10 protein-coding genes are annotated in these 14,977 nt (G+C 63.4%); 8 read left to right on the forward strand and 2 right to left on the reverse strand.

What is annotated here, in order from left to right:
* Positions 1-69: 69 nt before the first annotated feature.
* The 5 genes from J5M73_RS16440 to J5M73_RS16460 all read left to right on the forward strand — a co-directional run bounded on the left by J5M73_RS16440 (position 70) and on the right by J5M73_RS16460 (position 6,670).
* On the forward strand, positions 70-1,443 hold the full coding sequence (locus tag J5M73_RS16440; RefSeq protein WP_207815878.1) for a carbohydrate porin: 1,374 nt from the start codon (positions 70-72) through the stop codon (positions 1,441-1,443).
* 116 nt (positions 1,444-1,559) lie between these two features.
* Complete coding sequence (locus J5M73_RS16445) at positions 1,560-3,980, forward strand: glucose/quinate/shikimate family membrane-bound PQQ-dependent dehydrogenase (RefSeq protein ID WP_102860437.1); 2,421 nt, start codon at positions 1,560-1,562, stop codon at positions 3,978-3,980.
* A gap of 1,094 nt (positions 3,981-5,074) precedes the next feature.
* Positions 5,075-5,395, forward strand: coding sequence for a hypothetical protein (locus J5M73_RS16450; protein WP_102860435.1), 321 nt, complete (start codon positions 5,075-5,077; stop codon positions 5,393-5,395).
* Between the two features lie 229 nt (positions 5,396-5,624).
* Entirely contained in the window at positions 5,625-5,918 is a 294-nt protein-coding gene (locus tag J5M73_RS16455; protein WP_102860434.1) for a hypothetical protein, read from the forward strand.
* A gap of 104 nt (positions 5,919-6,022) precedes the next feature.
* Entirely contained in the window at positions 6,023-6,670 is a 648-nt protein-coding gene (locus tag J5M73_RS16460) for a carboxypeptidase-like regulatory domain-containing protein (protein WP_102860433.1), read from the forward strand.
* Here the strand turns inward: J5M73_RS16460 and J5M73_RS16465 are convergent.
* A complete protein-coding gene (locus J5M73_RS16465) occupies positions 6,648-8,306 on the reverse strand; it encodes a hybrid sensor histidine kinase/response regulator (protein ID WP_102860432.1) in 1,659 nt (552 codons plus the stop codon). The genes J5M73_RS16460 and J5M73_RS16465 overlap by 23 nt on opposite strands.
* Positions 8,307-8,452: 146 nt before the next feature.
* Here J5M73_RS16465 and J5M73_RS16470 point away from each other — a divergent pair, with 146 nt between their 5' ends.
* Complete coding sequence (locus J5M73_RS16470) at positions 8,453-9,070, forward strand: response regulator transcription factor (RefSeq protein ID WP_102860431.1); 618 nt, start codon at positions 8,453-8,455, stop codon at positions 9,068-9,070.
* A gap of 204 nt (positions 9,071-9,274) precedes the next feature.
* Entirely contained in the window at positions 9,275-9,706 is a 432-nt protein-coding gene (locus J5M73_RS16475; RefSeq protein WP_102860430.1) for a hypothetical protein, read from the forward strand.
* A gap of 44 nt (positions 9,707-9,750) precedes the next feature.
* Here J5M73_RS16475 and J5M73_RS16480 read toward each other — a convergent pair whose 3' ends face one another.
* Entirely contained in the window at positions 9,751-12,093 is a 2,343-nt protein-coding gene (locus J5M73_RS16480) for an EAL domain-containing protein (RefSeq protein WP_102860429.1), read from the reverse strand.
* Positions 12,094-12,487: 394 nt separating this feature from the next.
* Here J5M73_RS16480 and lon point away from each other — a divergent pair, with 394 nt between their 5' ends.
* Positions 12,488-14,908 carry an endopeptidase La gene (lon, locus tag J5M73_RS16485; RefSeq protein ID WP_102860428.1) on the forward strand — a complete coding sequence of 807 codons (2,421 nt, stop codon included), beginning with the start codon at positions 12,488-12,490 and terminating at the stop codon, positions 14,906-14,908.
* Positions 14,909-14,977 lie beyond the last annotated feature (69 nt).

The following is a 14,977-nucleotide window of genomic DNA, read 5'->3' on the forward strand; positions in this document are numbered from 1 at the left end:
CCGTATCGATGCCACGTGCCGCGCCCTTGCTTCTGCCTATTCCTAGAAAAAGACCTGACTCGAATGCCTATGCCTACTTTTCAGCGCCTAAAAGACAGCGCTGTCCTGACTCCCGTTGCCCTGCCCAAGACCCTGAGCCTGCTCGGCGCCCTGGGGTTTGCCGCCTGCGCCCAGGCCGCCCCGGCCTTCGACAGTGACTCGCCCTGGATGCTCGGCGACTGGAACGGCACCCGCACGGAACTGGCGAACAAGGGCTACGACTTCAAGGTCGACTACGTCGGCGAAATGGGCGCCAACCTGCATGGCGGCTACGACCATGACCGCACCGCGCGCTACAGCGACCAGTTCGCCTTCGGCAGCCACCTGGACCTGCAGAAGATCCTTGGCTGGGATGACGCCGAGTTCCAACTGACCGTGACCAAGCGCGACGGCGACAACATCAGCAACGACCGGATCAACGATCCACGGGTCGGCGGCTTCACCTCGGCCCAGGAAGTCTGGGGCCGCGGCCAGACCTGGCGCCTGACGCAGATGTGGTACCAGCAGAAATTCTTCGACCAGAAGCTCGACATCAAGGCCGGCCGCTTCGGCCAGGGCGAAGATTTCAACAGCTTCCCCTGCGACTTCCAGAACCTGGCGTTCTGCGGTTCCCAGGTGGGCAACTGGGCTGGCAGCGTCTGGTACAACTGGCCGGTCAGCCAGTGGGCGCTGCGGGTCAAATACCACCTGACTCCAGAGGTCTACGCGCAGATCGGCGTCTATGAACAGAACCCATCGAACCTGGACCGCGACAACGGCTTCAAGCTCAGCGGCAGCGGCACCCAGGGCACCCTGCTGCCGGTGGAGTTGGTGTGGACACCGAAACTCAACGGTCTGGCTGGTGAGTACCGCGCCGGCTACTACTACAGCAGCGCCAAGGCCAGCGACCTGTACAAGGACAGCAACGGCCAGAGCGCGGCCCTGAGCGGCGAAGCCTACCGCAGTAGCTCAAGCAAGCACGGCCTGTGGTTCGGCGCGCAACAGCAAGTCACCAGCGTGGCCAGCGACCACTCCCGCGGCCTGAGCCTGTTCGCCAACGTCACCGCCCACGACAAGAAGACCAACGCCATCGACAACTACGTCCAGGCCGGCCTGGTCTACAAGGGCCTGTTCGATGCCCGCGCCAAGGACGACATCGGCTTTGCCCTGGCCCGAGTCCACGTCAACCCGGCGTACCGCAAGAACGCCCAGGCCCGCAACCAGGCCCGCGCGATCTACGCCTACGACAACCCCGGCTACCTGCCGCCCCAGGACACCGAATACAGCGCCGAGCTGTACTACGGCGTGCACTTGGCCAACTGGCTGACCGTGCGCCCCAACCTGCAATACATCCGTCATCCCGGTGGCGTCAGCCAGGTGGACGACGCGCTGATCGGCGGGATCAAGATCCAGAGTTCGTTCTAAAGCCGCGAGGCAGAAACGACGCCATTCACAGTTTTCAGCTGAACCAAGCCCGCGCCTGATCGTCATCTACAGTGAACAAGCGCGGGAACACTCTTAACGTCACGGAGAACCACACTATGAGCACTGAGGGTGCTTCAAGTCCGAGCCGCCGGCTGCCAAGCCTGCTCGGAGTCTTGCTGCTGCTAATGGGCCTGGCCTTGCTGGCCGGGGGGATCAAGCTGAGCATGCTCGGCGGCTCGCTGTACTACGTCATGGCCGGTATCGGCCTGACGCTGACCGGCCTCCTGCTGCTGGCCGGTAAACGCGCCGCGCTGGGCCTTTATGCCCTGGTACTGTTCGCCAGTACCCTCTGGTCGCTGTGGGAAATCGGCCTGGACTGGTGGCAACTGGTGCCACGCCTGTCCCTGTGGTTCGCCCTGGGCGTGGTCCTGCTGCTACCCTGGTTCCGTCGTCCGCTGCTGCGCGATGGCCCTGCGCCCATGGGCACTGCGGCCTTGAGCGTGGCTGTGGTCCTGGCCGGTGGCGCCGCCATCGGCAGCCAGTTCACCCAGCCTGGGGAAATCTCCGGTGACCTGGGCCGCGACAGCACCGACATGACCAGCACCGCGCCGGCCATGCCTGAAGGCGACTGGCAGGCCTACGGCCGCACCGAGTTCGGCGACCGCTACTCGCCGCTGAAGCAGATCACCCCGGCCAACATCGGCAAGCTGCAGGAGGCCTGGCGCATCCGCACCGGCGACATGCCGACCGCCAAGGACCCGGTGGAAATCACCAACCAGAACACCCCGCTGAAGGTCAACGGCAAGCTCTATGCCTGCACCGCCCACAGCCAGGTGCTGGCCCTGGACCCGGATACCGGCAAGGAAATCTGGCGCTTCGACCCGCAGATCCAGGGCCCCAACGGCGACGACTTCCGTGGCTGGGCGCACATGACCTGCCGTGGCGTGTCGTACTACGACGAAGCCAACTTCAAGAACGCCGACGCCATCAGCCAGCCGGCCACCCTGTCCCCTGCGGGCCAGGCCATCGCCGCCAGCTGCCCGCGCCGCCTGTTCCTGCCCACTGCCGATGCGCGCCTGATCGCCATCAACGCCGACACCGGCAAGGTCTGTGAAGACTTCGGCAACAAGGGCGCCGTGGACCTCAAGGCCGGCATCGGCCCGTTCACTCCGGGTGGCTACTACTCCACCTCGCCGGCCGCCATCACCCGCAACCTGGTGATCATCGGCGGTCACGTCACCGACAACGAATCGACCAATGAACCGTCCGGCGTGATTCGCGCCTTCGACGCGCACGACGGTCACCTGGTGTGGAACTGGGATTCGGGCAACCCCGACGAAACCGCTCCCCTGCCGGAGGGCCAGACCTACACCCGCAACTCGCCGAACATGTGGTCCCTGGCCAGCGTCGACGAGAAACTGGGCATGGTCTACCTGCCACTGGGCAACCAGATGCCTGACCAGTGGGGCGGCAACCGCACCGCAGGCGCCGAGAAATTCAGCGCCGGCACCGTGGCCCTGGACATCGACACCGGCAAGCTGCGCTGGAACTACCAGTTCACCCACCACGACCTGTGGGACATGGACGTGGGCAGCCAGCCAACCCTGCTCGACATGAAGACCGCGGACGGCGTCAAGCCGGCGCTGATCCAGCCGACCAAGCAAGGCAGCCTGTACGTACTGGACCGTCGCGACGGCACCCCGATCGTACCGATCCGTGAAGTACCGGCCCCGACCGGCGCAGTCGAAGGCGACCACACCGCCCCGACCCAGGCCCGTTCGGACCTGAACCTGCTGCCGCCGCCACTGGACGAAAAAGCCATGTGGGGCGCCACGCCGTTCGACCAGATGCTGTGCCGCATCCAGTTCAAGGAACTGCGCTATGAAGGTCAGTACACCCCGCCGTCGGTGCAGGGCAGCCTGATCTACCCGGGCAACGTCGGCGTGTTCAACTGGGGCAGCGTGTCGCTGGACCCGGTGCGCCAGTTGCTGTTCACCAGCCCGAACTACATGGCCTTCGTTTCCAAGCTGGTGCCGCGTGCCGAAGTCGCCGCCGACAGCAAGCGCGAAAGCGAAACCTCGGGCGTGCAACCCAACACCGGCGCGCCTTACGCGGTGATCATGCACCCGTTCATGTCGCCGCTCGGCGTACCTTGCCAAGCGCCGGCCTGGGGCTACGTGGCCGGTATCGACCTGACCACCAACAAAGTGGTGTGGAAGCACAAGAACGGCACCAGCCGCGACAGTTCGCCGATCCCGATCGGCCTGCCAATCGGCGTGCCGAGCATGGGCGGCTCCATGGTCACCGGCGGTGGCGTGGGCTTCCTCAGCGGCACCCTGGACCAGTACATCCGCGCCTATGACGTGAAAAACGGCAAGGAACTGTGGAAATCCCGCCTGCCAGCGGGCGGCCAGGCCACGCCGATGAGCTACACCGGCAAGGACGGCCAGCAGTACGTCCTGGTGGTCGTGGGCGGCCACGGCTCCCTGGGCACCAAGATGGGCGACTACATCATTGCCTACAAACTGGCGGAATAAGCGTTACCGACAGGGATGAAAAAGGCGGCTACCTACGGGTAGCCGCCTTTTTTTGTGCTCTGGGTAGAGGGGGATGGTATGTATATCCGGTGATACGGGGGGGCCATTTGTGGTTGCGCTTTTACAGTGGGGGTAGGGGTACATATCCGGTGCTGCGGGTGTGGCGGCTTATGGTTTCGCTCTTACAGCGACTCACTTTTGAAAATCCGGAATGCCGGCCCAGACAAAAGTAAGCAAAACGCTCTGCCCCTCCACTCGGTGCCTCGCATAGCGAAGCATGCCCGAACTCCGGCATTGATCCGTGGGCCGCCGCCACCGGCCATCCATGGCCGGGTTACCCACGGCTCAATGCCTGCGTTCGGCCATCGTGGTTAACGGGGCTAACAGATCAAGATCAAAAGCCACAGCAAGAGCAAGACGGCGGCCTGCCGGCCGGCCTTGTTTCATTTCTCCTTCACAGGGCGACGTTGCTCTTGGCATAGCCGAAGGCTGCGAAACCTGCCTCCCCGATATTCCTGACATATCGCGTCGCCTGGTTTCGCAGCCTTCGGCAGCGGCTACAAAGAGCCGGCCTGCGCACCTTGGCTTTGGCTTTTGATCTTGATCTTTAGGCCCCTTCCCAGCCGGCCGAGCGTAGGCGTTGCGTAGGGGGCAGCTCGGCAAGGATGCCGAGCCAGCCGCCATGACCGCAGCAACGGATATGTACACAAAAAGATCCAGGTTTTACGACTGCTTCCCCACCGATCAAGACCAAAAACTCCCCCCCTCCCCTCAGCCGCGATCACCGAAAATTCCTACAACTCGCGTCCACTTGCATCACCTTGTCCCTCCAAGACGATGCCCTTAAGGTCTGGGGGTCATTGCAAATTCAGTGACAGGGCGTAGGAACCCTTCGAGAACCCTTGGCGCATAAGCGCCCGTCTGATTGCGGAGCATCTGTCGCATCCGTAAGATCAGCCGCGGCGGCCGTGCGCGGGCACGCTTCGGCGTGGCCGAGTCCAAGGGTATTCGGTATTCCTACCCCGCGCGCGGCTGCCACCCAAGCCCGTAGGAAGGCCGTTGGCAGCTCTCATGCCTACCCGGAGCTCGATCAAATGAAAAAGGTCAAACCCAACAAACCTGATACATCTGCGACGGAGCCCAGCTCTCGTCACATGCCATTGACCAGCAACGACTACAACATCCCCGCCCTGCTGGTGGACACCCACGCCCCGCTGGACGCGCTCCACGAGGCCGCCGCCCACCGCATCCGCGCGGCCACCCAGTTGCTGGAAAACATCGCCAGTCACGACAACCTGCAGAGCAACCCGGCCCTGCTCCAGGACTTCGCCCAGCTGTGCGTCATCCCCCTGCGCGACGGCTGCGACCTGCTCGATGTGCTGGGCCGGCGCCTGCAGGAACAACTGCTCACCTGACCCCTGATCCGGGCCCGGCGCGCCCCGCCGGGCCAATCAAGCCGCCCCGATAACCGCCCCCTGCGCCCCGTAATTGCAAAGCGACATTAGCCCATTTGTGCTAATCGACCCTCCCCCAGGCCGGGGCTATAGTGCCGAGCAACCACCCGCTCTCCCCCAACACTGCCGTTCTGCGGTGTCGGGAGCGGCTGCGCCGTTGAAAACACAACAACACCAAGGAAGATTCATCATGAAACTCCATTCCAGCGTCCGTCCTCTCACCCTGCTCAGCGTCCTGGCCCTCGCCCTGGGCGGTTGCGCCATCGCCAAACCGAGCAACGACGACCTCAAGAACCGCGCCCAGACCACCCTCGGCAAGCCCGTGAGCACGGTTTCGAACGTACGCAGCGACGCGTCCCAGACCTACTTCACTGCCAGCACCAGCAACGGCGAATATGACTGCGTATTGCCCAGCGGCGGCATGGTCGCCTTCGCCACCATGGGCGGCGCAGTAGCGCTCCCCGCCCAGTGCACCAAGCAGTAAGCCGGCAGTCCCTGACTACCCAGGTTCGCGGCGACCACCGGCCTCTGCGCCATGGCAGGGCTGTGTCGCGCGAACACTGCAACCTCTGCAAAGGTTCTGAACCCATGAACTCCCGCTTATTCATGGTGGCAGGCACAGTCCTGCTCGCCTGTGCCTTGAGTGCCTGCGCGCCGCGCCAGGGACGAACCCTCGCCGAATACCCGCCGGTCAAGATCCACACCGTGCAGTACCCCACCGTCCCCTTCGATACCCAGGCCGCGCGCGCCGCCCTGCAACCCGGCAACGCAACGCTCACCGGCAAGTTCTGCATCGTCGGCAACGACGGTATCGAGAACAGCGGCAATGTGGAGATCTATCTCTACCCGGTCACCCCGCACTTGCAGGCCTGGCATGACTTGCGCAGGTCCCAGCCCGAGGGCGCGCCGGTGAGCATGGCCCCCGAGGCCGTGGCCGTGCACCGGGTGACCCGGACCAACGGCAACGGCATCTTCCAGTTCACGGGGCTGCAACCGGGCCGCTACTTCGTCCAGGGCCAAGACATGGTGTACGGCACCAGCCGCTGGAATGAGTACGTGGGCACCGGCCAGAGCAACACCAACTACGGGCCGGTGACCACCCACTACTACACCGAGCGCAGTTCGATCTCTTCGTACTCAGGGATGCTGGATGACTTCGTCGAACTCGCCAGTGGCGAGAACAAGAAGCTGACCATGACCAACTACCCCCTGCTTATCCCGTGCCGGACCTGGTAACCACCTCTGTCGCCGAAGCGCTGCGGGCCGACGCCAGCGGCGTCTCGCGCAGGGCGCGCAAGGTGCCCCGCAGTTCCACCGGGCGCACCGGCTTAGAGAGGATGGCGATGTTGCGGTCGTGCAGGGCCGCGTGGATTTTCTCGATGTCGTGCCCGGTGATGATCAGCGCCGGCACTTCCCAGCCCCGCTGCTGGCGGATGCTGTCGATGCACTCGATGCCCGAGGCGCGGGTGCCCAGGTCGTAGTCGGCGACGATGATGTCGCAGTCGGTCCGCAGATCCTCCCCGCTCGATTCGGCCTGGACCACGCAGCCCCAGCGTTCCAGCAACGCCGAGGTGGCCAGCAGGACGTTACGGTCATCTTCCACCAGACAGACTCGTAACCCGGTCAGCAAGCCGTTCTGCACCGCTTCGTCACGGCTGTGCAAACGCTGCGGCGCGGCCAATACCAAGCCATGCAGGCTGACGGTAGTACCGTGATCGACCCGCGAACGGATCGTCACCTGCAGGTCGGTCAACTGCCCCAGGCGCTTGACGATGGACAGGCCCAGGCCGACGCCCTCGACGTCCTTGTCCCGTACTTGGCGAACCCGATAGAACTCCTCGAAGATCTTCGGCAGATGCTCCTCGGCAATCCCCCGGCCCTGGTCATAAATGACAATGGCCAGGCCCGCACCTCGCCGGCGCACACCGATCAGCACCGGCCGTTCTGCGGCGTACTTGAAGCAGTTGGACAGCACGTTCTGCACCATGGTCGCCAACAGCCCCGGATCAACCCGCACCCAGTAACTGCAGGGGCGCAAGCGCAGTTCGACCCTCGCCCAGCGCGCCGCTTCGGCGTTCTGGCGCACCAGATCCCGCAGCAACTCCCCCAGGTGCACGGTTTCGTACTTGGGCTGCACGCGTCCGTTGTCCAGGGTGTAAAGGTCGAGGATCGAACGGAACAACTGCGACACGTTGAGCAGCGAACGGTCGATGTTGTCCACCAGCCGCCGCTCTTCGCCCCCCAGGTTGGCCTCGCGCAGGCAAGCAGTGAACAGGCCGATGGAGTGGATCGGCTGGCGCAGGTCGTGGCTGGCCTGGGCCAGGAAGCGGGATTTTTCCAGGTTGGCGGCAATCGCCTCTTCGGACGCCAGGCGGGTGCGCTTGAGCAGGATGTGGGCGTACACCGGAATCACCGTGCTGGTGATCATCAGCATCAGCACCATGTAGGGCTGGGCCTGCCAATACGGGGTCAGCAGATAGACCATGAACAGCGCAAACAGCGCCAGCACGGTGGCAATGGCCAGGTAGCGCGAGCCGAAACGCATGCCATTGCCCAGGTTCACCCAGACCATCACCGCATAAATCGGTAGCGCCCCCTCGCCGCCTACCACCAGGCCGTAACAGGTGCCGGTGTAGTCGTAGACCATGCCCAGGATGCGCCGCGCCGGGTAATGCCCGGGCCAGCGGGCGATGGCCACGCGCAGCAGGATCGAACCCAGCATGAACAGGGCAATGTAGATCATCACCGGCACATAAGGGTCGACCTGCTGCCCCGGGAGAAAACCGATCACGGTAAACCAGACCAGGGCGCAACCGGCCACGATAATCCGCAGGGTGGCCTGGTCGAGTTCGCTGTCCTTCTCAACGTTCATGCAATCACCTCCTTGTGCAATCTGTGTTGCCGTGGTCTTTTGCCGCTCGGCAATACCGCGTATCGAACACGACCAGCGGCCAGTTACAACGCCGCGCGTCAAGTTAGCATGCGCGCAGGACTGGATGTTTCAAGGAGTTTCACGACATGACATGCCGGATTATCGTCGCCGACGACCACCCGCTATTCCGCGAGGGCATGCTGCGCACCCTCCAGCGCCTGCTGCCCGACGCCCTGCTCGAAGAGGCTGGCGACCTGGCGGCGGTACTGGCCCTGGCCCTGACCGGCGAGGAGCCGGACTCGCTGATTCTGGACCTGCGTTTCCCCGGATTGACCTCGGTCAGCCTGATTGCCGACCTGCGCCGACAGCTGCCCCGAACCTCGCTCATCGTGGTATCGATGGTGGACAATCAGGACCTGATCGGCGAAGTCATGGCCGCTGGTGCCGACGGCTTTATCGGCAAGAGCATCAGCCCGGAGGAGATCGGCCAGGCAATCCAGGCCATTCGCCAGGGCGAAGTGGTGGTCAAGTACGCACCTTCCGGCTTGCTGCTGCCCCTGGATGCCGGTGCCGAGATCAGCCAGCTAACCACCCGCCAGCAAGAAGTGCTGCGCCTGATCGCCCAGGGCAAGACCAACAAGGAAATCGCCCGGGAGCTGGATATCTCGCCGTTCACCGTACGCATCCACGTCTCATCCCTGCTGCACACCCTGAAAGTGCCCTCACGGGCAGCGGCTGCGGTGAAGTTCGCCGGGGCCTGGTAACCCGGGACAGGCTCGCGCACCAATGCCAGAGAGTCGTCTCCGGCGCTGCACCGGCTGTTTGCCCCGGTTGCACCTTTAACACTGGGAAGCTTGGCGCAAATGAGGCAGCATCGGTCCTGGCACGCCTGTATAAACGCCATGGCATTGGGCGGCACGCCAGGAACAGCGTGCTCGCGCAGCCGCCCCACGCAGGAGAAAAACATCATGAATACGGATGAACGTGATGAACTATTTGATCGGTTGCACCACTGGTTCGGTGACTCGGAAGCCACCAACTGGAACGAATACACCACCGAACAGGTGGCCAAGGGCGTGCTTCACGCCTTTACCCCGGCGCAATGGCAACGGCTCGGCGAGACACTGCTGTCCCAGCCCGAGTACTGGCAGCACCGCTGCGCTGTCTCCCTGGGCGAGTTGCGAACGGCACCGGCCATCGCCTTGTTGAAACGCCTGCTGGCAGACTCGCCTTACCTGGATGTGCGGGTCATGGCGGTCTATGAGCTGGACTGGGCGCAAGCCGCCATCGAGCAGCGCTATGCGCCCTGTATCCTGGAAATCATGGACAACCTCAGTGAAGAAGGTATCGAGCCGGAGCTGCACAGCCTGCTGACCAAGGCCGAGTCGGCCACCCTCTGAAAGCCTCAACCCTGGATGCCGGCTCCCCGCCGGCCATCCAGCCTTCAGCTGGAGACCCGAGACTTCAACATCCAATGCTCGAAGGCCTCGGCGGGCAACGGCCGGCTGATCAGGTAACCCTGGACCGTATCGCAGCCCCAGCTTTCCAGCAGTTTCAGGCAATGCTCGAACTCCACCCCTTCGGCCACCACCTTGAGCCCCAGCTTGTGACTCATTTCGATGGTTGAGCGCACGATCACCGCGTCACCGCTGGTTTCATCCAGATTGCGGATAAAGGACTGGTCGATCTTCAGCTCCTGCACCGGTAGACGCTGCAACTGGGCCAGGGATGAATAGCCGGTACCAAAATCATCCACCGACAGACTGATGCCGCAGCCACGCAAGCGCTGCAGCACCGCCAGGGCCTGCTCCGGATGGCGCATGATGGCGCTCTCGGTGATCTCGAACACCAGTTGCTCAGCAGCCACCTGATAGCGCTCCAGGCACTGGCTGACCCGGACTTCCAGGCCGTCGTCCTCCAGGTCGCTGGCAGAGATGTTCAGCGACAGGCGCACCGGCAAAGCCCGGCGGTTCCACTCCGCCAACTGGCGAATACAAGCCTCGATGACCCAGGAGGTCAGGCTGTGCATGCTGCCGGTGCGCTCGGCCAGGGGAATGAACTCCGCCGGCGACACCACGCCAAATACCGGATGCCGCCAGCGCAGCAAGGCTTCGGCCTGATGCAGGTAATCCCGGCGCAGATCCAGCTTGGGCTGATACAGCAGGAACAGCTCGCCATCGGCGGCGGCGCGACGCAGGTCACGGATCAGGCTGATCTGGCGCTGATGAGCCAGGTCGCGGTCTTGCTGGTAGACCTGCAGGTAACCGGGGTTGAGCGCTGCATCGTGGCGGGCGATCGCGGCACGGCTGATCAGTTCTTCGGCGGACTTGCCGTCGGCGGGATACACCGCCATGCCCATGCAGATCTGGCGCCGTACCTCATCCCCCTGAATCAGCTGGGGTCGGCTCAACAGGTCATGGAGGCGGTCGGCCATGGCAATGGCGCCATCGAGCTCGGTGTTTTCCAGCAGCAGGAGGAACTCGCTGGCGGTGATCCGCGCCGCGGTATCGCCCTGGGACAGCACATCACGCAGCCGCCGGCTCAGTTCCCCCATCATCTGCTCCAGCCCTTCATTGCCAAAGCCTTCGTTGATCGCCCGATAGTTGTCGATCCCCAGGTACAGCAACACCACGTTGCGCCGGGCAGCGATGGCCTGGCTCAGGCGCTCGATGGCCAGGGCCCGATTGGGCAGCCCGGTCAGGGGATCATGCAGGGCGTTGTGGGCCAGTTGCCGCTCACGGGTGGCGATGGCGCTCTGCATGGCGTTGAAGGCATCCGCCAGCACACCGAACTCGTCGCTGCGCTTGATGGCCACCGTGGCCTGATAGTTGCCGGCACCGATACGTCGGGCAGCCTGGGCCAGGTCTTCCAGGGGCCGCGAAACCCGCCGAGCCATCAGCAGGGCGAAGACCAGGGAAATCACCAGCGCCACCATGGCGATCCACAGGAACTCCCGGTCCAGTGGCGCAAAGGCTTGCAGTGCCTGTTCCAGGGGGCTCTGCAACAAGACCATGACCCGCGGATCCTGGGCATCCCCGGTATTGGCCAGTTGCAGTGCCTGGTTGAGAAAGCGTTGGCCATGGGTTTGGCTCATCTGTGGCAGGGACTGCCACAACGAGTCACGCAGGGCATTGATGATCGGCGACCAGAAGAACTCAGGCTGGGTGCTGAACAACTCTCCGGGGTGCTCGCCATCAACGGTCAGGAATGAGACTTCCAGGTTGCTCATGGAACGCAGTTCCCGGGCGAACAACTCATCCATGGGAAAGCCCATCACCACCCGGGCAACGGGCAGCGAATCCAGCACTTCACCTTGCACCAACAGATAGGGGCGGCCGTTGATCGCAACGAACAGCATGTGAGTGTCGTGCCGCTGCGCTCGGCGCAACGCCCGGTCATAGGGAAACGGCTGCCCCCTGGCAATGTCCGCCAGCGTACTGGCGATTACCCGTCCCTCGGGACTGAGCACGAACATCTCGCTGGAACGGATGCCCCCACGGTACTGCGCCAGGGACGCGAGGATGTCCACCGGCTTGCCGCTGACCACAGCGCGGTGAAACTCCGAATCCACCACCAGCCAGTCGATACCGTATTGCAGGTTGCGGCCCCGCAGGTCCAGCAGGCGTTCGAACACGCGAGTGCCGATCTTCAATTGCAACTGCGCCTGCTTCTCCACTGCGTGAGTAGTAGCGGTCTTCACCGCAAAGTACACCGCGCCAATCAGCACCAACAGCAACAGCGCCAGCACCCCGACAATCCTTGCCTGAAAGGTTCGGCGCCACTTCATAGGGCTGCTCTCATCCACTCCGATCGCCCGCCGGGCCGGAAAAGCACCTGCGCGGGTGACAGCCGCCGAGAGCTGAAAAATCCGTTCTTCATACCCATCCCTCTAAGAAGCTGAATGCGCGCGTCAAATAAATGCCGATTTCACTCCAGCATTCCGGACACTCAGATTAATCCTCAAACTGTAGAAGATCACGCAATAAAACAGGTGACATCCAAGTCATTTTATTGACATTTGATATCCGTCAACGCCGTCCACAGCGTCCACACCACACGTCTGGACAGAGCCTCGAGGGACAGTTGAGGGCCGCACGGAAAAAAGCTGAAACCAGTTTCCCATTGAAACCCGTCTCGACCTGCCCCATCTAACCTGCATAGCCCATCGCGCAGGAGCCTTCATGAGCGACCAGCAAGCATTTCCCGAAGATCCACGTGAGTACCTCGATCCGGAAAATACCGAACAGCCCAGTGCCCATGGCACCGGCCTGGCCCTGCCCGGGCAGAATCTGCCGGACAAGGTCTACATCATGCCGATTCACAATCGTCCCTTCTTCCCGGCGCAGGTACTGCCGGTGATTGTCAACGAAGAACCCTGGGCCGAAACCCTGGAGCTGGTAAGCCAATCCGACCACCACTCCCTGGCCCTGTTTTTCATGGATACCCCCCAGGAAGACCCGCGCCACTTCGATACATCCGCGTTGCCGGAGTACGGCACCCTGGTCAAGGTCCACCACGCCAGCCGCGAGAACGGCAAGCTGCAATTCGTCGCCCAGGGCCTGACCCGGGTACGCATCCGCACCTGGCTCAAACACCACCGGCCGCCCTACCTGGTGGAGGTCGAATACCCGCACCAGCCCAGCGAACCCACCGATGAGGTCAAGGCCTACGGCATGGCGCTGATCAACGCGATCAAGGAGCTGCTGCCGCTCAATCCGCTGTACAGCGAAGAACTGAAGAACTACCTCAACCGCTTCAGCCCCAACGACCCTTCGCCCCTGACCGACTTCGCCGCCGCCCTGACTTCCGCCACCGGCAACGAGTTGCAGGAGGTGCTGGACTGCGTGCCGATGCTCAAGCGCATGGAAAAAGTCCTGCCGATGCTGCGCAAGGAAGTCGAGGTCGCGCGCCTGCAGAAAGAGATCTCCGCCGAGGTCAACCGCAAGATCGGCGAGCACCAGCGCGAATTCTTCCTCAAGGAACAGCTCAAGGTGATCCAGCAGGAACTGGGGCTGACCAAGGACGACCGCAGCGCCGACCTGGAGCAGTTCGAGCAGCGGCTGAGCGGCAAGGTCCTGCCGGCCCAGGCGCAGAAACGCATCGCCGAGGAAATGAACAAGCTGTCGATCCTCGAAACCGGCTCGCCGGAATACGCCGTTACCCGCAACTACCTGGAATGGGCCACCGCTGTGCCCTGGGGCGTCTACGGCGAGGACAAGCTCGACCTCAAGCACGCGCGCAAAGTGCTCGACCAGCACCACGCCGGGCTCGATGACATCAAGACCCGCATCCTCGAATTCCTCGCGGTGGGCGCCTACAAGGGCGAGATCAGCGGCTCCATCGTGCTGCTGGTAGGCCCGCCGGGCGTGGGCAAGACCAGTGTCGGCAAGTCCATTGCCGAATCCCTGGGGCGGCCGTTCTATCGCTTCAGTGTCGGCGGCATGCGCGACGAAGCCGAGATCAAGGGCCACCGCCGCACCTACATCGGTGCCCAGCCGGGCAAGCTGGTGCAGGCCCTCAAGGAAGTGGAGGTGATGAACCCGGTGATCATGCTCGACGAGATCGACAAGATGGGCCAGAGCTACCAGGGCGACCCGGCCTCAGCCCTGCTGGAGACCCTCGATCCGGAGCAGAACGTCGACTTCCTCGACCATTACCTGGACCTGCGCATGGACCTGTCCAAGGTGTTGTTCGTGTGCACCGCCAACACCCTGGACTCGATCCCCGGGCCGCTGCTCGACCGCATGGAAGTGATTCGCCTGTCGGGTTACATCACCGAGGAAAAACTCGCCATCGCCAAGCGCCACCTGTGGCCCAAGCAGTTGACGAAAGCCGGTGTAGCCAAGAGCAGCCTGAGCATCAGCGACAGCGCCCTGCGCGCCGTGATCGACAGTTACGCCCGGGAAGCCGGGGTGCGCCAACTGGAGAAACAACTGGGCAAACTGGTGCGCAAAGCGGTGGTCAAGCTGCTGGACGAGCCGGATGCAAACATCAAGATCGGGCCCAAGGACCTGGAGGCCTCCCTGGGCATGCCGGTGTTCCGCAACGAGCAGGTCCTGAGCGGCACCGGAGTCATCACCGGCCTGGCCTGGACCAGCATGGGCGGCGCGACCCTGCCCATCGAGGCGACGCGGATTCATACCCACAACCGTGGTTTCAAGCTCACCGGCCAGTTGGGGGATGTGATGAAGGAGTCGGCGGAGATCGCCTACAGCTACGTCAGTTCGCACCTCAAGCAGTTCGGCGGCGACAGCAAGTTCTTCGACGAAGCCTTCGTCCACCTGCACGTTCCTGAAGGTGCCACGCCCAAGGATGGCCCGAGTGCCGGGGTGACCATGGCAAGCGCCTTGCTGTCCCTGGCGCGCAACCAGCCGCCGAAAAAAGGCGTGGCCATGACCGGCGAGCTGACCCTCACCGGCCACGTGCTGCCCATTGGCGGGGTGCGGGAGAAAGTCATCGCGGCGCGGCGGCAGAAGATCTTTGAGCTGATCCTGCCGGAGCCCAACCGCGGGCATTTCGAGGAACTGCCGGACTACCTCAAGGAAGGCATCACCGTGCATTTCGCCAAGCGTTTTGCCGACGTGGCCAAGGTACTGTTCTAAATCCCTTCGCCGGCAAGCCGGCTCCTACAGGTTGTCCCTTGTAGGAGCCGGCTTGCCGGCGAACAGGCC

This window comes from Pseudomonas sp. 50_B (assembly GCF_017491625.1).
In the GTDB taxonomy this organism is placed as follows: Bacteria; Pseudomonadota; Gammaproteobacteria; order Pseudomonadales; family Pseudomonadaceae; genus Aquipseudomonas; species Aquipseudomonas danubii.